This window comes from Paenibacillus mobilis (assembly GCF_058267595.1).
The window spans coordinates 1-25,932 of record NZ_JBZCMS010000013.1 but is presented as its reverse complement, the minus strand read 5'-3'; the positions used below and the strand labels follow the sequence as shown (position 1 = coordinate 25,932).

Genomic DNA, 25,932 nt, shown 5'->3' with positions numbered 1-25,932 from the left:
ATCGGATTAAATCCTCTACAATAAAATTCACATGCCATGTTAACCTTTTACGGATCGGAGCTTCGGAAAGTCTTATGAAACCTACAACGACGCTAAAACAAAAAAACGGGTTGTTTCTTCGGATTCTGATCCCCATTCTGGTAACCCAGGTCACGATGTCTCTGATGACTTTCTTTGATACGATGATGTCCGGACACGCAAGCCCGGCCGATTTGGCGGGTGCAGCCGTCGGCTCTAGCCTGTGGCTTCCCGTCCAGACCGGATTAAGCGGTATTTTGATGGCCATGACTCCGGTAATCTCCCACTTGATCGGCGAAGGCAGCCGGGAAAAGGTCGCCTATCAAGTCATGCAGGGCCTGATGCTCGCCGTCGTCATCGGGCTGGTGGTGATCGGCGCCGGCGCGCTGCTGATCTCCCCTATTTTGAACGGAATGGGCCTAGCTCCCAAGGTTCACCATGTCGCTTTTTACTTTTTGACGGCTATGGGTACCGGAGTTTTGCCGCTGTTCGGTTATGTCGTGCTCAGGTCGTGTATGGACGCCATGGGCCAAACCCGGATTTCCATGCTGGTCACCCTGGTTTCCCTGCCGATTAATGTGGCGGCCAACTATGTGCTGATCTTCGGGAAATTGGGTTTTCCCAAAATGGGCGGCATCGGTTCCGGCATAGCTTCGGCTTTCACTTATTGGTGTATCTTTTTATTGGCTTTGCTCATCGTCCGGCAAACTCCGGTATTCCGGGAATACAACCTGCTTAGAAGCTGGCACCGGATTTCTTTGGCCAAATGGAAAGAACAGCTCAAAATCGGGGTGCCGATCGGTTTTGCGATCTTTTTCGAAACAGCCGTCTTTGCTGCGGTAACCCTGCTCATGAGCCGGTTTGACACGATTACGATCGCGGCCCACCAATCGGCCATGAACTTCGCCTCAACCCTTTATATGATTCCTTTAAGCATCTGTTCGGCGCTGACGATCCTGGTCGGTTACGAAACCGGCGCTTCCCGGCTGAAGGACGCTAAACTGTACGGCCGGATCGGCGTTACGACCGCCGCTTTGCTTTCGCTTGTCACTGCTGCTGTGCTGATGCTGATCCGGCAGCGTGTGGCCGAGCTTTATTCCAATGACTCTGCCGTGATCGCCATGGCCAAGCATTTTCTGATCTATGCGATCTTTTTTCAGATTTCCGACGCGATCGCCACTCCGGTTCAAGGGGTTCTGCGGGGATACAAGGACGTCAATTCGGCGTTTTGGATTACCCTGCTGTCCTATTGGGCCGTCGCGCTGCCGCTCGGATTTGTTCTGGCTGCCTATACCCAGCTGGGCCCTTACGGCTACTGGGTCGGGTTAATAACAGGCCTCGCCATTGCCGCGGCAGCGCTGCTGCTGCGTTTAGGCAAGGTGGAGCGAAAAATGCTGCAGGTTCTGCCTGAAAAATAACAAAAAAGCCGCAGCCGGGACTAACGCCCGGATTGCGGCTTTTGCTTTATTTATTGGGACAGACGCTGCGCCAATTCATAAAGCTCCGTGTTAAATTCTTTTTTCGTATGAACGACTTTCTCGATTTCGGTAGCCACCAGCTGACCGTTGATCACGCCGCAGGCCTTGTTGGAATCTCCTTCGATCAGCTTGCGGACGGCAAAGTCGCCGAGGCGGCTGGCCAGGTTGCGGTCAAACGGCGTCGGAGATCCCCCGCGCTGGATATGCCCAAGAACCGTTACGCGGGGATCGATGCTCGGATAACGCTCTTTAAGCGCGTCCGCTACGTCTTCGCCGCGTCCTACGCCTTCTGCCACGATCACGATGCTGTGTCTCTTCCCGTGCTCGAAGTTTTGCTTCATCCGGTCAGCAACCTCGTTCAGATCGTAAGGAACCTCGGGAATCAGGATCGTTTCCGCTCCGGAAGCAAGACCCGCATGCAAAGCAATATCGCCGCAGTGACGGCCCATAACCTCAACAACGGAGGAGCGTTCATGTGAGGACATCGTGTCCCGCAATTTATTGATGGCGTCTACAACGACATTCACGGCCGTATCAAAACCGATCGTATAATCGGTAAAAGAAATATCGTTGTCGATGGTGCCCGGAAGGCCCATCGTTTTAATGCCGAGCGCGCTCAGTTTGGCAGCCCCTTGGTAGGACCCGTCGCCGCCGACGACGACAAGACCGTCAATACCGCGTTCCCGCAGGATAGCAGCCCCCTTCTGCTGTCCTTCCAGCGTTTTAAATTCAAGGCAGCGTGCGGATTGGAGAATTGTTCCCCCGCGTTGAATGATGTCGCCGACGCTGCGGATATCCATGGAGAAAATATCGTTGTTCAGCAGGCCCTGATAACCGCGCTGTACCCCATATACCTCAATTCCGTAATAAATAGCGCTGCGGACAACGGCGCGGACCGCCGCGTTCATCCCCTGGGAATCGCCACCACTCGTTAAAATTGCAATTTTTTTTACTGCTGACATTTCGTTTTCCTCCTCAAATGAAATAAACCTAATCTTCCGTCCGCCATGCCCGGGGGGCGAGCTGTTATGCGTTCGAAAGAAATGCTTCCCGCTGCAGCAAATCTCAAGCTTAATGCGGAAGCCGGAAAGCTAGAGAAACTTTCGGATCCACCTGCTGTTGGCGAAAAAGAACAGCCTGGTAAGCGGGCTTCTTCGCATCAGCCTCCGGGATGCTTCCTTGATGTCGGCGTGCTCGCCCACTTTCGGATCGGAAAGATAAAGCGCCAGCAGCCCTTCTATTATCATCCGGTGAAAGGAAGAAACCGGAAGAACCTTAATATCCTGTCTGGCCGATGCCGCGATCATCTCAATCCGGTTCAGCGTTTCGCTGTCGCTATCGTAATAACTGCAAAAGTTCAAATCCCCGCCCAGTTGATCCTCCGCTTGGTCGATCAAATAATCGAGCATAATATGAAGGCCGCAAACATGCGGAAAATACGCCTTGTGAACCGTTGCCGCCGTCCCATCGTTCAGCTTGGGATCGCAGGCCGCCAGAAACAGCATAAACATGCCCAGCGTTGAGCCGGTAGCCGCCGCAAATTCATTCCAATGCAGATGGGGCGCCCGTTCCCGGTGTTTCTGTCTCCAGGCCAGCAGCGCGGGTTCGCGCAATTCCGGTTTGATATGTTTGTATACTTGCAAATCAATATATAAACCAACCAGATCTACAAGATAAGGCTGTGCAGCCGCATATCCCGGCAGCTTCCGGATGCATGTCCTGCATTGATCGACCAGCCCGTTCAGATAACCCCCGTCTTCCTTTTCGGTGCGGAGCGCATAATAATCCGCCTTCTCCCGGTCTGGAACAACGGCATCTAGCATGGACTGGTGAATCAGGCGAAAGTCGTCGGCATCCATGGACGTGCTGCGGTCGCAAAGGTTGTCCAGGTAATCGCTGATCGTCTGGAAAGCTACAATCAGCGGAATCAGCACATGCCTCTGCGGCAGATTGGCCGCTGCATATACGCTGCCGCCCTGGCAATGGAATTCTTTGGTCTGGATACTGGCCAAAGCCTGTCTGCGCAGTTCTGGATCGGGAATTATAGAAGCATGCTGTCTGATGCGGTTCAACTCCGTCTTGACGGTTGGCAATATGAATTTGTACACCCGGCTCATCAGACGGAGCGGATTCCCGGGCACCCGATGGCGGCTATCGTTGAGTTCTATCAATGGCTTGCCTCCACAACGTTGTCGAATACCGTAACAAAACAATCCTAATTATAATATGCCCCATAAATTTCTACAAATTAACTATATCACAAATGAATCTTATTGGAGGGGACGTCCTCCGACACCCTGTACCAAATATGAAGGTCGTTAATTATGCTGGCCAGCTCGGCTATCTCCCGGTTGATTTCGCAGGAGGATTCAAAGCTGTCCTCCATCCCCAGATCATGCAGCTTTTGTTCGATCACTCGCTCCAGTTCAAATACCCGCGAGGGAATTCTCCCTCTGATTTCTTCCCATTTGGCTACGATCTCGGCTTGCTCGTTATACGCGTAATCCTCAAACGGCTGATTGAAATCAGGCAGCCTGATTCCCAGCCTTTCGTCCCAAACAAACTCATAGGTTCCCATGCTTCGCTCCCGCCCCCATAGGTCGTGATATCTACCATTATACAAGAGACGTGAGCGATTTGCCTGTTAAAAAGGTGAAAATCCCCCGACAAAACGGGACTTTCTCCTGAAGGCCGCGCTATTGCGCTACGGGCCCAAGAAAACTTATGTATGTCCAGCCGAAAAGGATCTCTATAAGTTCCAGTAACGGCAAAAAAGGCACAGCTCCAAGGAGCTGTGCCTTATCATGTGCCGAAACCTAAACTTTATAAGTTATCCGCTAACCGCGGAGGCTTTCTTATAATTTGATTACGTTAGCGGCTTGAGGGCCACGGTTGCCTTCAGTAATTTCGAATTCAACTTCTTGACCTTCGTCCAAAGTTTTGAATCCGTCGCCTTGGATAGCCGAGAAGTGTACGAATACGTCTTCGCCACCTTCAACTTGAATGAAGCCGTAGCCTTTTTCTGCGTTGAACCATTTAACTGTACCTTTCAAGTGAACAACCTCCTAAAAATATCGTCATCGTGGACGAATAACTGTATTATACTCCATCCCCCAGCATAATGCAATGAACGATTTAAAGCGCTTGCTTGGCGGCTTGAGGAGCGGATCAAAACAAGCGAAAAGCCGCATTCTCCCTTGATTTATTTGCTTTCCGGCAGGCGCTGGGGTATGATTTTCACTAAAGATTTCCTTAAGAAAATCCTTATTCTAGGATCAAAGAAATGGAGAACCCGCAAGATGATCAAAAAGCATGAGATTTATAAAAAAGACAAATGGAACATGATGACGGTCGAGGTTCAGGGCAAAACGCTGATCCTGCGCGAAATTTCCGACCAATGGGGCGAGGAAAGCCATACGTTTCTAAGCCGTCCCGCCATGATGAACTGGGTGGAGCAGCGTTTTCCCAAAGCGGACTTCGAAGGCCGCGAACAGGAATGGGAAGACCTTATGAAGGCTTTTCAGGAAGTCTGAAACGGCAAAACCTAATATAAGCTGAAGGAGCAAGAATAAATCGCTATGAAATCCTCCGATATTACCGTTTTTGTGATTGCGGCATTTGCGATGGCGCTGGTTGTGCTGCTGAGTAAAAACAACATCCCCGCCAAACTCAAGCGCGGCCTCGCGCTTTTTTCCGTCATCATGGTGGTCATTGCTTTCATCCTCATCATCTACAGTTTTTTTCCCTGAAATCCGCGGTTTTAACGGAAGCCCCAAATAATCGTCTCCAAAGGGGAGCATACTAGAAGCCAAAAATGAAAGTAGGCTCTGGTCATGAATAAAGCGAAAGCCGTTCCCCTTCTGCTTGCCTGCTGTCTGTTGACGACGGCGGCAGTTCCTGCGGAGGCGGGCTCCGCTAAAAAAGCCGTCAGCGAGGACAGGTCTTCATATATTCTTTCAAGGAGGGCACCAAACGTGAGTACATTGCCTAAACGTTCAGAAGTAGCAGCAGAGAATACCTGGAATTTGACGGATATTTTCCCCGACCAGAAGGCTTGGGACCAATCTTATGAAGAATTGAAGAACGATTTGAAAAAAGTGGCTGAATTCGAGGGCAAGCTGGACAGCGCCCCGCAGATCAAAGCGATCTTCGAGCTTGAAGACCGTCTCGGCCTGGCGACGGAGCGGCTTTATGTGTATGCCAATCTGCACCACGACGAGGACACCGCCGACCCTACATATCAGGCGCTGCTGGAGAAAGCGAAAAAGCTGAGCGTAGAGGTCAGCGAAGCTCTTTCTTTCGTCACGCCGGAAATTTTATCGCTGCCTGAAGCGGAGCTCGACAAGCTGATCGACAGCAAAGAGCTTGAAGCGTACCGTTTTACCCTGACTGAAATCAAACGCGAAAAAGCCCATGTGCTTTCCAAAGCCGAAGAAGCGCTGATGGCCCAGGTCGGCAATTTGTCCCAGGCTCCGCAAAATATTTTTGGCATGCTCAACAACGCGGACATGAAATTCCCGAAAATTAAAAACGAGGAAGGCAAAGAAGTCGAACTGACGCACGGCAGCTATATTCAGTTCCTGGAAAGCCCGGACCGCGAAGTCCGCCGCAATGCGTTTAAAGCCGTGTATGAAACCTATGCCAAGCAAAAAAATACGCTTGCGGCCACTCTCAGCGCCAACGTCAAGAAAAACATGTTTTATGCAAAAGCCCGCAAATACCCTTCCGTCCGGGAAATGTACCTGTATGGCGACAATATTCCGAAGGACGTTTATGACAACCTGATCGGCACGATCCATGAAAGCCTTCCGCTTCTGCACCGTTACATGAAGCTGCGCAAAAAGCTGCTGGGTGTCGACGAGCTGCATATGTACGACCTGTTTGCGCCGCTGGTGGAAGAATACAAATGGGATATTCCTTACGAAGAAGCGAAAAAGCTTTGCCTCGAAGGGCTTAAACCGCTTGGCGACAACTATGTTCAAAAGCTGCAGGACGGTTTCAGCAACCGCTGGATTGACGTTTATGAAAATGAAGGCAAGCGGACCGGCGCTTACAGCTGGGGGGCATACGGCACACACCCTTATGTGCTGCTCAACCATAACGACAACCTGAACAGCATGTTTACGCTCGCCCACGAAATGGGCCATGCACTGCATTCGTATTTCTCGGACGAAGCGCTGCCTTACCGCGATGCGCAGTATACGATTTTCCTGGCCGAGGTGGCTTCCACTACCAACGAAGCGCTGCTGATGGATTATTTGCTGAAGCATGCGGACAATCCGAAGCAGAAGCTGTACCTGCTCACTTATTACGCAGATCAGTTCCGGACTACTGTTTTCCGTCAAACGATGTTTGCCGAATTCGAGAAAATCGTTCACGAACGCGCAGAGGCCGGCGTGGCGATGACGCCGCAAGAGCTGTCCGCCATTTATTACGACCTGAACAAAAAATATCACGGCGAAGATATGGTCGTGGATAAAGACATTGAAATGGAATGGGCGCGTATTCCCCATTTCTACACAAGCTTTTACGTGTACAAATACGCTACCGGATTCTCCGCGGCCACCAGTTTCTCGAAGCAGATCCTCAATGAAGGACAGCCTGCGGTCGACCGCTACCTCGGTTTCCTGAAGAGCGGCGGCAGCGATTATTCCATCAACATCCTGAAAAAAGCCGGCGTAGACATGTCCACGCCGCAGCCGGTGCGCGATGCCATGAGCGTATTTGAAGACGTGATTTCGCAAATGGAGCAGCTGACCAAATAAAAGCTCGCCGGGAGCCTTAAGTAAATAAATCCCTTGCCCGTCAGGGTAAGGGATTTTATACTTTTTAAAAGAGGCTGTAAACCGCATGAAAGAGCGGTTATCCGCAGTCAAAGGAGGTTTGTTTGTGAAAATTCAATGGTCTTTGATTCTGGCGCTTATTTTCGCCCTGATCACCGCTGTTTTTGCGGTCATTAACGTTGAACAGGTTGAGGTCAATTTATTATTTGGTTCCGTGAAGCTGCCTTTGATCCTGCTTATTTTGGGATCGGTGCTGCTTGGCGGGATTATCGTCGGAGCGTTCGGAATTTACCGCGGCTACCGCCAGCAGCGCCAGATCAAGCAGCTTAACGCCAAGCTGGCGCATATTCAAGAAGCGACCGGCTATGAGGCGGACCAGACACCGGCTGAGCCGTCCCCATCCCCTGCGCTTGATTCCGCGGAAAGCGGTCAGCCGAACCCGGCTTTGCTTGACGGTTCTAACTCCAAAGACGAAATTAAGTAACTTATACATAGGAGGAAATTCCAGATGAACATCAATGAGTCCTACGTCATCTCCCTGCTGAAACAGCTGCTGGATACCCCAAGTCCAAGCGGTTATACCCATCACATCATCGAATTGATCAAACAGGAAGCGGACAAGCTGGACATCCCGTTTGAACGCAATGCCAAAGGCGGGGCCATCCTTCGTCTGAAGGGAGACAATAGCGAGAATCCGCTTTGCCTCAGCGCCCATGTCGATACGTTAGGCGCCATCGTCCGTTCGGTCACGTCCCGCGGCACGTTGGCGATCTCTTCCGTGGGCGGTTTCATGATGCAAAGCATCGAAAATGAATACTGCCAGATCCATACGCGGGACGGCAAGGTTTATTCCGGCACGATCCTGAGCACCCATCCTTCCGTCCATGTATACGGCGATGCCCGCGAGTTTCCGCGTGTGGAGAAAAACATGGAGGTCCGCATCGATGAGCTGGTGGACAATAAAGACGACGTGCTGAAGCTTGGCATCAGCAACGGCGATTTTATTTCTTTTGATTCCCGTGCCGTCGTGACGGACAGCGGGTTCGTGAAATCCCGCCATATCGATGACAAGGCGAGTGTGGCTGCCCTTTTTGGCCTGCTGGAAGCGGCCTCCCAAGGCGGCTGGAAACCTAAACGGGATATCGTGATGCTCATCTCCAATTACGAAGAGGTGGGCCATGGAGCCGCTTATATTCCTTCCGGCATCGAAGAGATGATTGCCGTGGATATGGGCTGCATGGGCGATGACCTGTCCTGCAAAGAAACGGACGTGTCCATCTGCGCCAAAGATTCAAGCGGTCCTTATGATTACCAGATGACCAGCAAACTCATTGAACTGGCGAAACGGGAAAACATCCCTTACGCGGTCGATATTTATCCGCAATACGGTTCAGATGCTTCAGCCGCGCTTCGGGCTGGCCACAACATCCGTGCCGCCTTGATCGGCCCGGGCGTTCATGCCTCGCACGCCATGGAGCGGACGACCAAGCAGGCCGTCATCAATACGGCCCGGCTGCTCGGCGCTTACATTAACGCCTGATTTCAGCTGAAACGGGATCGTCTTACCTGCCCCTTGCGCATCCGTTGCCGTTCGGCTATACTGTTAAAAATCATCATATTCCGATCCTGCCCGTGAAGAGCATCCAACTCGGAGGCGTTTTCGTCAAGGGGGCACCCGCTGCTCCCCTAAGTTAACCGGCACCGCCCGTTACCGCGGAACCAAGAGGATCCTGCCGTTTTGCCGGCAGGGTCAAGTTGGGTGGCACCGCGAGTCCAAAGCGCCCTCGTCCCAAAAGACGAGGGCGCTTTTTGTATTTTTACAGGACAAAGGAGCTGGTATTACATGCTGGACATGAAGTGGATTCGGGAGCATGCGGACGAAGTACAGCAAACCGCAGACCGCAAAGGGATTTCGCTGTCGGTCAAGGAACTGCTGGAACGTGATGAAAAAAGAAGAGCCGAACTGGCGGAGCTGGAACGGCTCAGACAAAAAAGGAACCGTCTTACGGAAGAGATCCGGACAGCGATGCAGCTTGACGGGCACGCAAAGTCCGATTCATTAAGGGAGGAAATGGCGGAGAACAAGCGGCGGCTTCAGGAGGCGGAGATAGCGTTTAACCGGGCAGATTCCGAATATAAAAGCCTGCTGCTGCTTGTTCCGAATATCGTTTCGGAAGATACGCCGGACGGAGCCTCGGATGCGGACAATGTGAAGGTGAGAAGCTGGGGCAGGCCGCCGGAGTTCGGGTTCGAACCCCGCGATCACGTGGAGCTTGGCCGGATGCTCGATATTCTGGACATTCAGCGCGGGGTGAAGGTTGCCGGGAGCCGCAATTATTACCTGAAGGGCGACGGCTTCCGTCTCCAGCGGGCCGTGCAGCAGCTTGCCCTGGACGTGCTGGAGCGCAAAGGCTTTGATTTCCTCGAGGTACCTTTGATGGTGGGGCGGGAAGCCATGGTCCATACGGGCTTTTTCCCGCTGGGCGAAGACCAGACCTACCCGATTGCCGGGGAGGAGCGCTGGCTAGTCGGCACTTCGGAGGTTCCTCTGATCGGGTATTTCAGCGGGGACCTAGTGGACTTGAGCCAAGGACCGGTCAAAGCCGCCTCGGCTTCGGTCTGCTTCCGCAGCGAAGTCGGCTCGGCGGGCCGCGATACCAGCGGATTGTACCGGGTGCATCAGTTTTCCAAGGTAGAGCAGGTTGTACTTTGCCGCAATGATCAGGCGCTGTCGGAAATCCTGCTGCAGGAGATTACGGCCAACGCCGAAGAAATCCTTCAGCTGCTTGAGCTTCCTTACCAGGTCATGGCCGTATGCACTGGCGACATGTCGCAAAAGACCTACAAGCAATACGATATTGAAACGTGGATGCCAAGCCGGGGCAGCTACGGCGAAACCCATTCGTCGTCCAACCTGCACGACTTTCAAGCCCGGCGTTCCAACATCCGCTACCGCGAGGAGGACGGCAGTCTTCAATTCTGCCATACGCTGAACAACACGGCCGTAGCAACGCCCCGCATTCTCATTCCCCTGCTTGAGAATCATCAGCGCGAAGACGGGTCGATTTATATTCCGCCCGCGCTGCGGCCTTATATGGGCGGGCGGGAGGTTTTGAATCCGAGCCGGCATCCCTAGACGGAGAGATAACGGCTGATTGGTGCAAAAAAACTAAAAAGAGCTAAAAACTACGGCAGCCCATTTTCGGGCTGCCGTAGTTTTTTTAGTTAAACCTTATTCATCAATTGCAAGTTGGGCGACTTGTTACCCCCGCTGCCCTTCAATCCGCTCCGCGAGCTCGTTCAAATACGTCCAGCGCTCCATGAGGCGCTCAAGCTCGGCTTCGGCCGCCTGCTGCTGCTTCATCAGCTCCTGCAGCAGGGCTGCATCGCTGACCGCTTGTTCCATCTCGGAGGTTATGCGCTCAAGCTCCTGCTCGGCCGCTTCGACAAGCTCGTCGATGGCCTCAAATTCGCGCTGCTCGTTATAGCTGAACTTCAGCTTTTCGCTGCGCTGGGACGAGCCATCCCGCACGCCGCCACCGCTGCCAACACCGCCGCTTCCGGAGGAAGCGCCGCCCTTTGAAGCGGAGGCCGTTTGAGCAGCGCCCGCCCCGGCATTCCCGGCTGCTGCGGATCCGCCTTCGCCGCCGCCCGTGCGTTCGGCGTATTCGCTGTAATTGCCGACATGAACGGCAATCCGGCCGCCGCCTTCGAAGGCCATGATTTTATCGACCGTGCGGTCCAGGAAAAAGCGGTCATGCGATACCGTAAACACGGCTCCCGGAAATTCATCCAGATAAGCCTCCAGCACGCTTAACGTTTGAATGTCCAGATCATTTGTCGGTTCGTCCAGCAGCAGGACATTCGGCGCGCCCATCAGCACGCGCAGCAGGTACAGTCGACGTTTCTCTCCGCCTGAAAGTTTGCCGATCGGCGTCCACTGCAGCGCGGACGGGAACAGGAATCGTTCCAGCATCTGTGAAGCCGTGATGCGCGATCCGTCGGCCGTCGTTACCACTTCCGCTTCTTCTTTGATGTATTCGATCACGCGCTGCTCGGCTTTCATCTCCTGTTGCTCCTGCGTGTAGTAACCGAGCTTGACCGTCTGCCCCAGCTCAATGTAACCTTTGCCCGGCTGCAGCCTGCCGGCGATCAGATTCAGCAGCGTCGATTTGCCGCTGCCGTTGGGGCCGACGATGCCGACCCGGTCCTGCGGCACCGCGGTGTAGGTCAAATCGCCGATCAGCGTGCGGCCTTCCACCTCATAATGCAGCTCCGAAATCTCCAGGATCTTGCGGCCCAGGCGGGAGGAAGCTACCGACATGTCGAGCGAAGCCGCCTTCTGGCCGGGCGCCTGCTCGGCCAGCTTCTCAAAGCGGTCGATCCGCGCTTTTTGTTTGGTGGATCGGGCTTTGGCCCCCCTGCGGATCCAGGCCAGCTCATTGCGCAGCAGGTTCTGCCTTTTTTGCTCGGCCGACGCCTCGCGTTCCTCCCGGTCCGCCTTCAGCTCTAGAAACCGGCTGTAATTGGCCTCATAGCGGTACAGCTTGCCCTGATCCAGCTCCAGCATGACGTCGCAGACCCGGTCAAGGAAATAACGGTCGTGCGTAATCATCAGCAAAGCGCCGCGGCGTTTCTGCAGGTATTGCTCCAGCCATGCTACGGACTCGTTGTCGATATGGTTGGTAGGCTCGTCCAGAATGAGCAGCTCGGACGGCTGAATAAGCGCCGTTGCCATCGCCACCCGCTTGCGCTGTCCGCCGGACAGCTCGCCCATTTTCCGGTGAAAATCGTGAATGCCCAGCTTGGATAAAACGCTTTTCGCTTCGCTCTCCAGCTGCCAAGCCTGAAGGCGGTCCATCGTTTGGCCGAGACGGACGAGCTTCTCCTGCAAAACCTCGTTGTCCCCGCCCTGTTCCAGCTCTCTCAATGTCTCCATATATTCGTAAACGCAGCGCAGCTCTTCACCTTCCCCGCGGAAGACCTGCTGGAGCACCGTCATTTCCGGATCGAAGTCGGGATTCTGAGCCAGGTAGCGGATTCTTACGTCGTTATTGACGGCAACCTTTCCTGCATCCGGACTGTCCAGCCCGGCGATCACTTTCAAAAAAGTCGACTTGCCCGTGCCGTTAACGCCGACAAGCCCGATTTTATCCTGATCCTCCATGCCAAACGAGGCGCCTTCAAATAAAACCTTTTCTCCGTAACTTTTGGCTAGCCCTTCGGCCGTTAATATGTTCATCTGTTCTCCTTGCCTTCCCGCTTTGCTGTTTATTCCGCTCTGGAATAAACGGTGTGCAAAATTTACGTTCAACGCCAGAAGAGTCCAGGAGCAAACAAGGTTCCTCAAAAACTCTGGCAGTCAAGACTGTTATGCTTACCCTTCTTTATACTTAAAAAAGCCGGGCCGGGTCAAGTACCTAACCCCAAGCCCAGCCCTAAAGCAACCAGTCCTCCTACGGCGGAGCTGATCAAATTGACCGCATCATTGGTCATCCAGGACCAGCCGCGGTGCAGTTCCGTATCGTGCCCGCAATGACGCTCTACTTCCACGACCTGTCCGCAAACGGGACAGCGGTACATCTTCTGGACCGTTGCTCCCAGCACGGAATCGGCCATGGCCCCGGCAAAACCGCCAATACCGCCTGACAGCAGCAGTCCCGGCAGCGAAAGCGCCCACGTCCCTGTGTCTGAAAAACCTCCGCCGAGCTGCAGGAGCAGCCAGGCGGACAGCCCAATGCACAAGCCTCCGGCCAATGCCGCGGCATTGCCCATAAGCGACACGCCGCCGGAAGTGCCTTTCGGCACCACCCGGCCTGTCAGGACCGAACGCGGAGATTTGCGGCTGAGGCCGCCAAGCTCCGTCGCCCAGGTATCGGACGTTACCGTCGCCATGACGCCGACAAAAACATAAACCCACGACAAACTAGGAGCAATTACATAGCCGAGACAGATCAGCATGCCCAGTCCACCGTTGGCGAACACCTGACCGGCATCGCGCGTTCCGGTTTTGGCATACGATTTCTCCAGTTCGCTTTTCCGGTCCTTCTTCCATTTGGACAGCACGGTTGACGTAATAAAAAAGACGAGCAAAATCCCAAACCAGAAGGCGCTGCCTGCACCGTAATAGATCGTCCCCATGATCACGGCGGCAATCAGGCCGGACAGCGACAGGGAACGTTTTATGTAAGCAAGGCCCGCTACCACCGCCGCTCCCGCAAAGCCGATCAGCCAGTGAAGCACGCTCTAGCTCTCCTTGCTGCCGATGATGCAGGAGCCGAGAACTTGGCCGTCCCAGGCCAGTTCCAGCTTGTCGCCTGCAGCTACAGGGCCAACGCCTTCCGGCGTACCCGTGAAGATCAGGTCGCCTTCGCCAAGGCCGTAATGCTCGGCGATATAATCTACGATGACCTGCAGCGAAAAAATCATGTTTTTGACGTTGCCGCGCTGGGCTTCTTCGCCGTTTAGCAGCAATGTGAAATCCTTGCTTTCCAGCTCCTCTTTGTCCGGCAGGGCAAAATAGGACGTCACCGGCGCGGAATGCAAAAAACCTTTGGCCGCCGTCCACGGCTGGCCTTTCTTTTTCAAAATGGATTGCACGTCCCGCAGCGTAAAATCAATGCCCAGCGCCGCTACGTCGACCAGATCCTGGACAGCCATGCCTTTCTCATAAGGGCGTCCGATACGGATGACAAGCTCCGTTTCATAATGGATTTCTCCTTGATCCGCGGGAAACGGCAGCTCTCTGCCGTCCGCTTTGACTACCGCATGGCTCGGTTTCAGAAAAATCATAGGTTCGGTAGGCACGTCGTTGCCCAGTTCCTCTGCGTGAAGCTTATAATTTCTCCCGACACAATACACATTTTGGACCATTACGATCTGCCTCCCAGTCTCCACCATTTTCTTGTTGGTTTGATTGCCGCAGGTTCAATAAAAGTTTCCCGGAATACACCCGGCTTGTTGGTGCAGATCAGGATGTTCCGGTCCAGCGCAGCCAGCCTGAGCATCGACTGGGGCCGGTCCACCGTCCAGGCCATAATCCGGACCTCTTTCCTTAAGGCTTCTGCAACCAGCCTGTCGTCAATTTTCCGATGCGCCATGGACAGGAAATTGCAGCCCAAATCCTTCAGCCTCCGAAAAAGCTCCGGCGTGCGCCGGTCCGCAATCAGCCCGGTTTGGATTCCGGGATCCTCGAATTTCACTTTGCCAAGCGCACTGACATCAAAGGACGTCATGACGACATCCTCCTGCATTTGCCGGCTCCTTACGGCTTGAACCATTTTTTTCTCCAGGCCGGGATACATCCCTTCCTGGGTTTTTATTTCGAGATTGAGCTTCAATCTTCCTTTAACGGCGTCCAAAAGCTCATCCAGGGTCATGATTTTCTCACCCGCATAAAAAGAGGACTTCCAGCTTCCGGCATCCAGCTTCTTCAGCTGCGCCAGCGTCTTCTCACGGACAAGCCCGCGTCCATTGGTCGTCCGGTTCACCGAAAAATCATGGATAATGACCGGAATGCCATCCTTGGACATCTGCACGTCCACTTCCATCCAGGTTACGCAGGGCTCTTCCATGGCCATGCGTACCGCAGCCATCGTATTCTCAGGCGCTACACCAGAGTAGCCCCGGTGGGCGGCACAATATCGGTTCATCTCCGTTCGCTCCCTTCCGCAGGGACGGCGACTTTATTTTTTTCTCTCCAAGATAACGTCACCTATCACCTTGTTGGCTTATTACAGCCCCGGTTATGTCCTAACCGGTCCTTACCTTGCTGAAACATTCCCTGCCTTGTCAACGGTTACCCCAGGGGAAAGGGATTGAATCTCCTGCAGCAGTTTGGCCCCGTCTTCGGCCTGCATTGGCACCGGCTGGGCCAGCTCTGCTGTGTAAGGAATCAGCTTCATGCCGCAGCTGCCAGATTTGCTGCAGCGGGCTTCGAACACGGCGGTCTCCCATGTTTTTTCGTTAGTCGACCGGGTAAAGATAAAATTGCCTGTGCTGTAGGCAATCCATTTTCCTTTATACTGCTCCAGCCCTTGGAGCACGTGAGGATGCCCGCCGATGACCAGATCGGCGCCCGCATCGATCAAGCCGTGGGCCAGAGCCGTTTGCGTGTCGTCAAACTGCTGTACCCGCTCCTTGCCCCAATGCGTAATGACAAGGACAAGATCGGCTTTTTGTCGCGCTGCTTTGATGGCCGCATAGGCCATGGTCGGGTCATAAACCCCGGCGATGCCGGGTTTGCTTGCGCCGGCCGCCCAGTCGGCTTTCGGCAGCACGCGGCTGAAGCCGAACAAGGCGATTTTGATCCCCTTGCGCTCAAAATATTGGGGAGCATAAGCCTGATCGGCATTAACGCCGGCTCCAACCGAGACGATGCCTGCATTTTTCAAATGATCAAGCGTATCGAGAAGTCCTTCCTCCCCTTGATCCAGCGTGTGGTTGTTCGCCAGGTTCACGGCATCCACTCCTGCTGCCGCCATCGCTTCCAGCGCTTTCGGCGAAGACTTAAATACATACTGCTTATCCGAAGCGCCTACGCCCCCATAGGTAACAGGCGTTTCCAGATTGAGGACGGTCAGATCGTCCTGCTTAAACAAGCCGCTCACATACTGAAACGGAAAATCATAGCCGGTGTTCTCCAGCTTTGCTTCCACTTTGCCGGAAAACAAGGTGTCCCCGCCGAAGTGAAGGACCAAATCGTCGGGAGAACCGGCAGACGTATTATTCGCAGGCTGGCCTTGCTCCGAATTCTGGGATGCCGGGTTTGTTCCCGCCGCTACGGATGAATCCCCGCCGGAAGGATCAGGATTGGCACTGCCGTCCTGGGATCCGCTGTTCGAGGGACGACCGGAAGCTCCAGCCGGATTGGAACCCGTTCCGTCCGAAGGGGACGGCTGATCCGATGAACTCCGGCCTACACCTGATCCTGATCCCGTTTCCGTTCCACGGTCCGCCACAGCACCGGATTCCGCCGTTCCTGCGCTGTTCCCGGCATCTGATGCCGCCGGGCCCGAACCCGCCGTGGTTGAGTCACTAGAGCTGTAATAAATATAGAGGCCTACCAAACAAACGGCGACAATCAGCATCAGGTTGACGATCGTCCAAACCTTCGTTTGCCGCTGCTGTTTCTGCTTTTTTTTCTGTTTGTATTTTGCTGATCTAGGTGGGTACATGGTTCACTCCTCAATCCCGGTATAAGGTCTCCCTTAGAAATCCATTTAGAAATTCATTTCATGCTGTCCTTAACAAGACGAAAAACAGCATCAAATGGTTTCCTACACCAAATTGATTTTATTATACCAGCCGGCAAAGAACAAATAGAACCCCCGCCGCCGCAAAGGGTTCTATTTACTCAGTTCTTAAGTCGTGTGCAGTTTATTTCCGGCCCGCCATCTCTTCGGCCAGTTCTTTGGCCTGCTTGATGCAATCCGGAAGGCCGACGCCTTTAAAGGCCGCTCCTGTTGCATAAACGCCCGGCAGCTTGCTCCGCAGCTCATTTTGGAACCGCTCAATATTGTCCAAATGGCCTACAGGGTACTGGGGCATCGATTTAGGCAGGCGCGTAATTTCCACAAACAGCGGATTAGCCGTCAGGCCCATCAATTCCTTCAAATCTTTGCGCACCAGTTCCGTCAGCGCTTCATCCGGCAAAAATACGTTTTCTTCTTCGCCCGAACGCCCCACATAACAGCGAAGGAGCACTTTATCGTCCGGACTTGTGTGCAGCCACTTCGTGGATGTCCAAGTGCAGGCGGTAATGTTCCGGTTCTCCTTGCGGGGAACAAGGAACCCGGAGCCGTCGAACGCTTCGCCAAACTCCGCTTTGTCGAAGGCAAGCACTACATTGGCCACCGAAACGTAGTTAATGGCTTCAAGCGCAGACGTATCCACATGGCCGCGCAGAAATTCCGCTGCGGCAAAGGCCGGCGAGGTGACGACCAGTTCATCGGCCAGCAGTTTTTCTCCGCCGGCAAGCGTCACCTCATATTCCCCAGCCCCTGAGTGGATAAACGAAACTGCTTCGCTCTCCGTCCGCAGCTCTACATCGTTCAAATCATGGATCAGACCATGAATCAAGCTTTGCAGACCCTGCCGGAAAGTCAAAAATGCGCTGCGTTTCGTTCCGGTATGGGTTTCCATCGGCTTGCGGCCCGTCATCATTCCCCGAATCAGACTGCCGTAATTCTTCTCGACCTCCGCAAATTGCGGGAAAGTGGCCTGCAGGCTCAGATGCCGGGTTTCCCCGGCATAAATGCCCGCCAGCAGCGGTTCGGTCACGTTCTCCAAAACTTCCGTTCCCAGTCTTCGCTCAATGAAATTCCCGAGGGACTCGTCCCCCGGCTCCTTGCGGGACGGGATCAGAAAGTCCATCAGCGCGCGAAGTTTGGCCGGGCCGGAAATCAGGCCGGTCTTTAAAAACGGCTTGAGCTCCGTCGGAATCCCCAGCACCAGCCCTCCCGGCATCGGATGCAGCCGGTCGCGGCTGACGATGTAGGTTTTCTTGGACTGCGGATTCTGCTGCACGAGTTCATGCTCCAGCTCAAGCTCTTTGGCCAGATCAATCATGGCCGTTTTGCGGGCGAGGAAGGAGTCCGGGCCTTTTTCGATAACAAACCCGTCGCGGTGCAGCGATTCAATTTTCCCGCCCAGCACCTTGCTTTTTTCCAAAATCGTAATCTGCGGACGCTGCCCCTTCTCCCGGTAAAATTTGCGGATATAAAACGCGGCGCTTAGGCCGGTCAGTCCTCCGCCGACAATGACAACCCTGCTCGAAGAAGACTCGCTCATCCCCAATCATCCCTTTTCCAAAACGTCTATTATGGATTCCCATAGAGCCTGAATATAAAGCGGATCGCTGTTCAGCATGTCAATGCGCTCCAGGCGCATGTCGAGTTCTTTAGCCACCGCTTTGGCTTCGATATCCAGGTCGTAAAGGACCTCCAGATGATCGGACACGAATCCGACGGGCGCCACCAAAACGTCTTCCACCTGTTCGGTGCTAAGCGACTTGATCGTATCGAGAATGTCCGGACCAAGCCAAGGATCAGCCGTGCGGCCCGCACTCTGCCAGGTGAACTGCCACTGCTTGATGTCCAGCTTGTCCGCAACCGCTTTGGAGGTTTCGAGCAGCTGATCCTGATAAGGATCGCCCATCTCCAAAATTTTGGCCGGCAGGCTGTGGGCGCTGAACAGAACGCGGACCTGATCGCGCTTCGCTCCTGCCTCCTCGAATAAATCCAGCTTCGCAGAAACCTTCCGGCTGATCGCTTCGATCAGCGAAGGATTCAGATGATATTCCTTCACGAACTTCATGGCGATGCCGTGTTCTTCCGCTTTAACCTGGGCGCGTTTGATGTAACCGCCTACGCTCATAACGGAATAATGGGGCGCCAGCACGATGCCTACGGCTTCTTTAATGCCGTCTTTGGCCATCTGTTCCACGCCGTCTTCAATGAATGGAGCGGCATGCTTCAAGCCTTGATAGCAGACAAACTCGGCATCCACGCGGCCTTCCTTCGTCAGCTTGTTCAGCGCCTGCTGCAGGGTTTCCGCCTGGTGGTCCGTGTTCGCTCTCAACGGAAATACGCCGCCTACGATCGCCTCGTAACGGTCTGTCAGTTCCTTGAGCTGCTCCTCCGTCGGACGGTTGCCTCTTCTGATATGGGTATAATAAGCCTCGATCTGATCCATGCCGGCCGGCGTCCCGTAGGACATCACCAGCACGCCTATTTTTTTGGACATGCGGATAACCACCTTTGCTTGTATATTAAGTAGTTTAAATTTCTAGTTATTGTTCTTAACGGGTTTGCTTCGGCGGATGGCCTCGGCGGAGTATTCATGCACGAACTGCGTTAATTCCTGAAGTTTCTCCAGCGAAGCTTCCGGGAACAAGCCGTGGCCCAGGTTAAACACATATCCCGGCTCCTGGATGCCTTCATCGATGATAGCCGCAGCATGCCGCTTGATAACCTCCATTGGCGCCGTCAGCACGTACGGATCCAGATTGCCCTGCACGCCGTGTTTTCCGCCGAGCCGTCTGCGGCCCTCGGCAATGGAAACGCGCCAATCCAGGCCGATGACATCCGCCTGAAGTCCGGACAGCGTCGGAAGCAGCTCGCCTGAGCTCACGCCAGGAAAATAAATTTTCGGCACATTCAAATCCTGAAGTTCGGCAAAAATACGGGTAACCGTCGGCAGCACAAACCGTTCAAAGTCTTTAGGCGCAAGCGCGCCGACCCAGCTGTCGAACAGCTGGAACGCTTGTCCGCCATGCGCCACGTGGGCGCGCAAATAAGCGATAATCATATCGCCCAGCTTATCCATCAATTTCTGCCAAAGCTCCGGCTCGCCGTACATCATGCTTTTGGTGCGGATATAACTTTTCGAAGGGCGGCCTTCGATCAGATAGCTGGCAATCGTAAAGGGAGCCCCGGCAAACGTAATCAGCGGGACGTCGAGCTCCCGGTTCAAAATTTCAATCGTTTTTAAAATATGGGACAAATCGCCTTCCACGTCGATCGGCTTCAGCCGGTCGATGTCGGCCGCGGTGCGGATCGGGTTGTCGATCACGGGCCCGATATTTTTGACGATATCGAAATCAACGCCGATCGAAGCGACCGGGTTCATGATATCCGAATATAAAATAGCCGCGTCCACGCCAAGCTTGCGGACAGGCATCATAGTGACTTCGGCCGCCAGCTCAGGCTGCATGCAAATTTCCAGCAGACTGTAGTTTTCCTTGATTTTACGATATTCAGGGTCGTATCTCCCCGCCTGGCGCATGTACCAAACCGGGAGTTGATCCACGTCCCGTTTTTGGCAGGCGCGGATAAAACGATCATTATAGGTCATAAGAACTGCCTCCATCATAAAAGAATCCCTAAATTACATTATGCCCTTTTCAAAAGTAAGTAACAACCATCACAACCCGGCAAGCCTTGACAAAACTCCGAACCTTCCGGCTCTAAAGCTCTATTCAGTTTATGTTATACTGAAAGAATTGCAATGTCCGGCCGCTTGGCTCTTTGCTGCTCGAATCGACATACGGAAAGGAAGTGAGCCCTTTGAAAACTTGGAAAATCAACCTCATGGTGTTATGGGCCGGCGCTTTTCTGGTCAATGCGGGCATGACGATGATCACCCCGTTCCTGTCCCTCTATTTATCCCAAAACCTACATGTGCACGGGGAAAAAGCGCTCGGCTTCTGGGCCGGACTGATCTTTGCCGCAAACTTTGCGACGTCTTTCCTATTCCAGCCGCTATGGGGCAAACTGGCCGATAAGTACGGCCGGAAAATCATGCTGCTCCGCTCCGGCTTCGGCATGGCATTCGTTATTACGCTGATGGGATTTGCGACCGCTCCCTGGCAGCTTCTCGTATTGCGACTGCTGAACGGCACCATATCCGGATTTAATCCGGCTGCCGTGTCGCTCATCTCCAGCACAACGCCCAAGAAAAACATCGGCTTCGCCATGGGCATCATCCAGTCCGGCACTGTGGCCGGCACCATTCTCGGACCGCTGCTGGGAGGGCTGATGGCCAATTACGTCGGCTTCCGGCCCATTTTCTACATAACGGGTGCGCTGCTGTTCTCCGCTTCGCTGCTGGCCCTTTTCCTCGTCCGGGAAAAATTCGACCGTCAGGAGGCCGCGAAACGGGACGAAGTCTCCGTGCTGGCCGGCTTTAGGGAGCTTGGCAAAACGCCGCAGCTTCCGGCTCTGTTCGCCGTCACGTTCCTGCTGCAGTTTGCGATGATCAGCCCGATGTCCATATTGCCCTTATATGTGGAAAAACTTCACGGCTCCGCGGTTAATCTCCCCTTCTGGGCAGGGTTTGTCAGCGCGGTGACCGGCTTGTCCAACATGATCTCCTCTCCGATCCTCGGCAAATATTCCGATAAGGTCGGGGCCCATAAAATATTAACGGTGGCGCTGATCGGCGCCTCGCTTACGCTGATTCCGCAGGCCTTTGTGGGTTCGGTCTGGCAGCTCGCCTCCGTCCGTTTCCTGATGGGCATTTGCATGGGCGGCCTGCTGCCGAGCGTAAACGCCCTGATCCGCATGTACACCCCTGACGGTATGGAGAGCCGGGCCTTCGGCTTCAACAGCAGCACGCTTGCGCTCGGCAACATGATGGGGGCCATGATCGGCGGTTTCCTGTCCGGGTTTATCGGCATCGAGGGATTGTTCGTCATTTCCGGCATTTTGCTGCTGCTGAACACCCTGTGGGTCCGGACCAAGCTGTACAAACGCCCGGAAAAAGCGGCCTCGTTCCGCTGATCCCCGCATATGCGGCCCAGCCCTTTTCCTTGCACGAACCGCAAAAAAGTCCGCCTGGAGTGAATGGCTCGCTCCAAGGGCGGACTTTTTTTGGCTTTTAGCGGCTGAGAAGGCATCTCCTGCCTCAACCTGTTTTCCGTTGCCAATCCTATTTAACGATCGCAATCGCCAGGCCGTCATAAGCCGGCAGGAAAGTGCTCATCAAACGAGGGTCGTTTGCAATCTGCTCGTTGAACCTGCGCATGATCTGGACGGACGGCCCGTTTTTCTCCGGGTTCAGGGTACGTCCGCGAAGCAGCGTATTATCGCCGATGATAACGGCGCCGGGATGGGCAAGCCCGATCGCTTTTTCCAGATAGTTCACGTAGTTGCCCTTGTCGGCATCGATAAAAAACAAATCGAACCGGTCGCCGCGCCGCTCCAGCTCTTCCAAGCTGTCCAGGGCTTCGCCGATCCTGTATTCGGCCACGCCTGCGAAACCCGCCGCCTCCATATTCCGACTCGCCAGCCCGGCGTTGACGTCGCTGATTTCCAGAGAAACCAGCCGGCCTCCGGCGCTTGCGAACCCTCGGGCCAGGCAGATGCCGCTGTATCCGCCAAGGGCGCCGATCTCGAGCACCGCTTTGGCCCCGGACATGCGGACTAGCATCGTCAGCAAGCGGCCGTAACCGGCCGCGACCGATACGTCCTGAATGCCCGCTTCCGCCAGCGAACGTTTGACGTTGACCAGCACCTCATCTTCTTGGTAAAGCTCCTCGCTGTATTGTTCAGGCGTAATCACCGTATCCTCCTTATCTAAAAGCAAAATTCCCAATACATTTTCGGTTTGTATCTTCAGTCACATTCCCATATACTAGATTGTATGGTTTTTGGACGATCCCTACAAGTATAAACGGAGTTGAAAACATTCATGGCATCCAAACTGGAATTAATTGCCACCGCCCCGATGGGCCTGGAGGCCGTTGTGGCCCGCGAGCTGAAAGAGCTGGGCTACAGCGATGTTAAAGTTGAAAACGGCCGGGTCACGTTCCCCGGCGATTTGATCGATATTTGCCGCTGCAACCTTTGGCTGCGCACCTCGGACCGCGTGCTGATCAAAATGGGCGAATTCGAAGCCCACACCTTCGATGAGCTGTTCGAAGGCACCAAAGCGCTGGAGTGGCAGCATTTTATCCCTGCAAACGGCGAATTCCCTGTCGAAGGACGTTCGCACAAGTCGCAGCTGAGCAGCGTGCCTGCCTGCCAGGGCATCGTCAAAAAGGCGATCGTCGAGAAGCTGAAGGGCACCTACCATACGGAATGGTTTCCGGAAAACGGCCCGCGTTACGTCATTGAAGTCATTCTGCTGAACGATGTGGCGATTTTGACCCTCGATACGACCGGAGCCGGTCTGCACAAGCGGGGATACCGCAAGCAGGCAACCGAAGCGCCCCTTAAGGAAACGCTGGCTGCGGCGCTGATCCAGCTGAGCCGCTGGAATCCTTCGCGGCCTTTCTACGACCCTTGCTGCGGTTCGGGCACCCTGCCCATCGAAGCGGCCATGATCGGCTGGAATGTAGCGCCGGGTTTGCGCCGCTCCTTCAACTCGGAGAACTGGCCGGTCATTCCGGAGGAGCTGTGGGAGCAGGCCCGCGAGGAGGCCTTTGACGCCGTGGACGACTCCATTCCGCTTGAAATATCCGGCGGCGATATTGACCCGGAAGCGATTGAAATCGCCAAAGCGGCAGCCAAAAGCGCAGGTTTCGCAAAGGAAATCAAATTCCATGTCGCCCCGGCCGCGCGGATGACCAAAACCGGCGAATACGGCTGTCTGATCACCAACCCGCCGTACGGAGAACGGATCGGGGACGAAAAGGAAATCCGCAGGCTGATTTCCCAGCTCGGGCGGCTGTCCGCGGAAATGCCGACCTGGTCCTTTTTTGCGATCAGCCCGACTCCAACCTTTGAAAAAGATTTCGGCCGTCCGGCGGACAAACGCCGCAAGCTGTTTAACGGGCGCATCGAATGCCAGTATTATCAATACCTGGGCCCGCTCCCGCCGCGGAACAGGGATTAACCGGCATACTGTCTGTCACGGGGATTGGAACATATGCAAAAGTCCGTATACAGGGGTGAGGGGTACTCGCTGCCGGAACGGACGTCTAATACATCAATCCCCAACCCTGCCCCACGCTTGTGGGGTTATTTTGTATTAGAAAGGAGCTGCTTCTTCGGCATGTATGAATATGTAAACGTTTCACGGACGAACAGGCTGCCGCAGATTATCCGAAAATACGGTACCTACCTCGTCTTCCTGCTCGTGATGGTGCTTAAGCTGTGGTACCTGCACAGTCACCTCCATGCGCGGTATATCGATATGAACAAGCTGGATTTCGTCATCGCCACCGGTTCTTTGATGCTCGTCTCCTTCTGGACGCTCTGGCTGTCTCTTCGGGCCGAAGCCGTCGCCCTGCTCATCCTGGATCTGCTGCTGACCGCCCTCATCTATTCGGATCTTGTTTATTACCGCTATTTCCAGGATTTTATCACCGTGCCTGTCCTGCTTCAGGCCGGACAGGTAGGGGAGCTTGGCGACAGCATTAAATCCCTGCTGCATGGCTCGGACCTGCGGTTTGCGGCAGACTTTCTTCTGCTGCTGGCCGGCGGTCTGGCCTATTTCATCTATAAAATCCCGCGCCGCCGCCGTCTCGGAACATTTCTACGTCCGGCATCCACCGGATGGGCTTCCGCAAGCCCTTACGTCTCATCGGCGCGCACATGGCGCAGATCATCAAGACGGCGGGGAATGAAGTTTTTGCTTCTCCGCCTTTCAGGCGGCTTGGCCGCCCTCGTGCTCGGCCTCGGACTAGCCGTGGGGCCGATCAAATATTATACGAGCACCTGGGCGGCGGGTCTTTTTTCGGAAAATTACTGGAGCATGTCCCTTTACAACGTAACGGGTCTGCTGGGCTTCCACTTCTATGACATCTACCGTTTTGCCGAAGACCATATTGGGGGAGATCCGCTGACCGTGCAGGAGAAGGAGGATATGAAACAGTGGTTCACGCAAGCCGGTCAAACCCGGGATGTGCGGAACGCCTCCTTCGGCGCTTACCCAGGCAGCAACGTGATCGTGATTCAAACCGAAGCGCTGATGAACTTTATGATCGGGCAAAAAATCGGCGGTCAGGAAATAACGCCCAATCTGAACAAGCTCCGTCAGACAAGCCTTTATTTCTCGAACTATTATCATCAAACGGGGCAGGGCAGAACGTCGGATGCGGATTTTTCGTCGAATGCCTCGCTGCATCCGCTGCCAAGCGGGTCGGTAGCCACCCGTTTTGCCGATCACAAGTTTGACGTCATGCCGCAGATTCTGAAAGACAACGGTTATCACGCGTTCGCTTTCCACGCCTACGACAGCAGCTTCTGGAACCGGCTTACGATGTACGGCAACATGGGGTATGACCGTTTCTTCAGCAAAAAAGATTACCAGATCGACGAACCGCTCGGCTGGTCTCTTGGGGATAAGTCGTTTTTTAGGCAATCGCTAGGCATGCTTGCGAAGGAACAGCAGCCTTTCTATTCTTTTATGATCACGTTATCCAGCCATCATCCCTATTCCCTGCCCGAGGACGTGCAGACGCTGGATGTTGGAGCTTTTAAAGGCACGATCTTCGGCGATTATCTGGAAGCCGTGCACTATGTGGATGGAGCGATCGGCGAGCTGATCGGCCAAATGAAGGCTCAGGGGCTTTGGAACAATACCATTTTGAGCATTTACGGGGATCACGATAATTCCATTGCGGATCAGGCCGACTATGAAAAATTCCTCGGACACAGCCTGACGGAGCTGGACATGCACAAAATCATGAACCAGGTGCCGCTTTTTATTCATCTTCCCGATGACAAAATGGCGGGCACGTACGCGGAAGCCGAAGGCCAGCTCGACCTGGCTCCTTCCCTGCTTCATTTGCTGGGCATTTCCTCGGCCGATCAATACATGATGGGCAACAATATGTTTGACGGCAACCCGAACCATCTTGTCGTGCTGCGCACGGGTGCTTTTACGGACAGCGACGTCCATTATATCCCTTCACCGGACGGCTTGTTTGAGAACGGCACCTGCTACAGCGAAAAAAGCGGCGAAAAGCTCGGAATAGAGCTGTGCAAACCCGGTCATGAGGAAGCGCAAAAGCGGCTGCAAATTTCGGACGAGACGATTACCTATGATCTGATCAGGCAATTTGAACAAAAGAAAGGCACCCCTTGTAAACTGGTACCCATAGACTGGACACTTTGAAAAAAAGGTGTCTGGGCTATGGGTACTTTTTGTATACTGGAAGAGGCAATGGAGGGGATGACATGAGTAAGAAACATTTTAACCAAGCA

General features: G+C 54.2%; 23 protein-coding genes. 10 read left to right on the top strand and 13 right to left on the bottom strand.

Annotated features, from left to right (window positions below; translation table 11 throughout):
* The first annotated feature begins 74 nt into the window (after positions 1–74).
* On the top strand, positions 75–1,436 hold the full coding sequence (locus tag AC3ZPD_RS19620) for an MATE family efflux transporter (RefSeq protein ID WP_490985970.1): 1,362 nt from the start codon (positions 75–77) through the stop codon (positions 1,434–1,436).
* 50 nt (positions 1,437–1,486) lie between these two features.
* On the opposite strand, the gene pfkA is transcribed toward AC3ZPD_RS19620, so the two are convergent.
* The 4 genes from pfkA to AC3ZPD_RS19600 form a co-directional block, all read right to left on the bottom strand.
* Complete coding sequence (gene pfkA, locus AC3ZPD_RS19615; protein WP_490985969.1) at positions 1,487–2,458, bottom strand: 6-phosphofructokinase; 972 nt, start codon at positions 2,456–2,458, stop codon at positions 1,487–1,489.
* 129 nt (positions 2,459–2,587) lie between these two features.
* Complete coding sequence (locus AC3ZPD_RS19610; RefSeq protein WP_490985968.1) at positions 2,588–3,667, bottom strand: tetraprenyl-beta-curcumene synthase family protein; 1,080 nt, start codon at positions 3,665–3,667, stop codon at positions 2,588–2,590.
* Between the two features lie 86 nt (positions 3,668–3,753).
* Positions 3,754–4,074 carry a hypothetical protein gene (locus AC3ZPD_RS19605; protein WP_490985967.1) on the bottom strand — a complete coding sequence of 107 codons (321 nt, stop codon included), beginning with the start codon at positions 4,072–4,074 and terminating at the stop codon, positions 3,754–3,756.
* Between the two features lie 277 nt (positions 4,075–4,351).
* Positions 4,352–4,549, bottom strand: a complete 198-nt coding sequence (locus tag AC3ZPD_RS19600; RefSeq protein WP_068694440.1) for a cold shock domain-containing protein — start codon at positions 4,547–4,549, stop codon at positions 4,352–4,354.
* Between the two features lie 246 nt (positions 4,550–4,795).
* Between AC3ZPD_RS19600 and AC3ZPD_RS19595 the strand changes: the two genes are divergently transcribed.
* From AC3ZPD_RS19595 to serS, 6 genes are all read left to right on the top strand, one after another.
* The gene (locus AC3ZPD_RS19595) at positions 4,796–5,029 is read left to right on the top strand and encodes a hypothetical protein (protein ID WP_490985966.1); all 234 of its coding nucleotides are present in this window, start codon (positions 4,796–4,798) and stop codon (positions 5,027–5,029) included.
* Positions 5,030–5,074: 45 nt separating this feature from the next.
* On the top strand, positions 5,075–5,245 hold the full coding sequence (locus AC3ZPD_RS19590) for a hypothetical protein (protein WP_490985965.1): 171 nt from the start codon (positions 5,075–5,077) through the stop codon (positions 5,243–5,245).
* 225 nt (positions 5,246–5,470) lie between these two features.
* On the top strand, positions 5,471–7,261 hold the full coding sequence (pepF, locus tag AC3ZPD_RS19585) for an oligoendopeptidase F (protein ID WP_490985964.1): 1,791 nt from the start codon (positions 5,471–5,473) through the stop codon (positions 7,259–7,261).
* Between the two features lie 124 nt (positions 7,262–7,385).
* Positions 7,386–7,763, top strand: a complete 378-nt coding sequence (locus AC3ZPD_RS19580; RefSeq protein ID WP_490985963.1) for a LapA family protein — start codon at positions 7,386–7,388, stop codon at positions 7,761–7,763.
* A gap of 24 nt (positions 7,764–7,787) precedes the next feature.
* Positions 7,788–8,819 (top strand): M42 family metallopeptidase, encoded by a 1,032-nt coding sequence (locus AC3ZPD_RS19575; protein ID WP_490985962.1) that lies wholly within the window; start codon positions 7,788–7,790, stop codon positions 8,817–8,819.
* A gap of 303 nt (positions 8,820–9,122) precedes the next feature.
* A complete protein-coding gene (gene serS, locus AC3ZPD_RS19570; RefSeq protein WP_490985961.1) occupies positions 9,123–10,415 on the top strand; it encodes a serine--tRNA ligase in 1,293 nt (430 codons plus the stop codon).
* A gap of 126 nt (positions 10,416–10,541) precedes the next feature.
* On the opposite strand, the gene AC3ZPD_RS19565 is transcribed toward serS, so the two are convergent.
* The 8 genes from AC3ZPD_RS19565 to hemE form a co-directional block, all read right to left on the bottom strand.
* Positions 10,542–12,521, bottom strand: a complete 1,980-nt coding sequence (locus AC3ZPD_RS19565) for an ABC-F family ATP-binding cassette domain-containing protein (protein ID WP_490985960.1) — start codon at positions 12,519–12,521, stop codon at positions 10,542–10,544.
* A 170-nt stretch (positions 12,522–12,691) separates the two neighbouring features.
* Entirely contained in the window at positions 12,692–13,522 is an 831-nt protein-coding gene (locus tag AC3ZPD_RS19560) for a DUF92 domain-containing protein (RefSeq protein WP_490985959.1), read from the bottom strand.
* 3 nt (positions 13,523–13,525) lie between these two features.
* Positions 13,526–14,152, bottom strand: a complete 627-nt coding sequence (locus AC3ZPD_RS19555) for a fumarylacetoacetate hydrolase family protein (RefSeq protein ID WP_490985958.1) — start codon at positions 14,150–14,152, stop codon at positions 13,526–13,528.
* On the bottom strand, positions 14,152–14,931 hold the full coding sequence (locus AC3ZPD_RS19550) for a glycerophosphodiester phosphodiesterase (RefSeq protein ID WP_490985957.1): 780 nt from the start codon (positions 14,929–14,931) through the stop codon (positions 14,152–14,154). The genes AC3ZPD_RS19555 and AC3ZPD_RS19550 overlap by 1 nt, the downstream gene beginning before the upstream one ends.
* 111 nt (positions 14,932–15,042) lie before the next feature.
* The gene (locus tag AC3ZPD_RS19545; RefSeq protein WP_490985956.1) at positions 15,043–16,455 is read right to left on the bottom strand and encodes a CapA family protein; all 1,413 of its coding nucleotides are present in this window, start codon (positions 16,453–16,455) and stop codon (positions 15,043–15,045) included.
* A 202-nt stretch (positions 16,456–16,657) separates the two neighbouring features.
* Complete coding sequence (hemG, locus tag AC3ZPD_RS19540) at positions 16,658–18,070, bottom strand: protoporphyrinogen oxidase (protein ID WP_490985955.1); 1,413 nt, start codon at positions 18,068–18,070, stop codon at positions 16,658–16,660.
* Positions 18,071–18,076: 6 nt separating this feature from the next.
* Positions 18,077–19,024, bottom strand: coding sequence for a ferrochelatase (gene hemH / locus AC3ZPD_RS19535; RefSeq protein WP_490985954.1), 948 nt, complete (start codon positions 19,022–19,024; stop codon positions 18,077–18,079).
* 42 nt (positions 19,025–19,066) lie between these two features.
* Positions 19,067–20,134 (bottom strand): uroporphyrinogen decarboxylase, encoded by a 1,068-nt coding sequence (gene hemE, locus AC3ZPD_RS19530; RefSeq protein WP_490985953.1) that lies wholly within the window; start codon positions 20,132–20,134, stop codon positions 19,067–19,069.
* A 236-nt stretch (positions 20,135–20,370) separates the two neighbouring features.
* On the opposite strand from hemE, the gene AC3ZPD_RS19525 reads away from it, so the two are divergent.
* Positions 20,371–21,561 carry an MFS transporter gene (locus AC3ZPD_RS19525; protein ID WP_490986045.1) on the top strand — a complete coding sequence of 397 codons (1,191 nt, stop codon included), beginning with the start codon at positions 20,371–20,373 and terminating at the stop codon, positions 21,559–21,561.
* A 148-nt stretch (positions 21,562–21,709) separates the two neighbouring features.
* Here the strand turns inward: AC3ZPD_RS19525 and AC3ZPD_RS19520 are convergent, their stop codons facing one another.
* Positions 21,710–22,342, bottom strand: coding sequence for an O-methyltransferase (locus AC3ZPD_RS19520; RefSeq protein WP_490985952.1), 633 nt, complete (start codon positions 22,340–22,342; stop codon positions 21,710–21,712).
* Between the two features lie 129 nt (positions 22,343–22,471).
* Between AC3ZPD_RS19520 and AC3ZPD_RS19515 the strand changes: the two genes are divergently transcribed.
* Positions 22,472–23,617, top strand: a complete 1,146-nt coding sequence (locus AC3ZPD_RS19515; protein ID WP_490985951.1) for a THUMP domain-containing class I SAM-dependent RNA methyltransferase — start codon at positions 22,472–22,474, stop codon at positions 23,615–23,617.
* A 159-nt stretch (positions 23,618–23,776) separates the two neighbouring features.
* Positions 23,777–25,843 carry an LTA synthase family protein gene (locus AC3ZPD_RS19510; protein WP_490985950.1) on the top strand — a complete coding sequence of 689 codons (2,067 nt, stop codon included), beginning with the start codon at positions 23,777–23,779 and terminating at the stop codon, positions 25,841–25,843.
* The last annotated feature ends 89 nt before the right edge of the window (positions 25,844–25,932 follow it).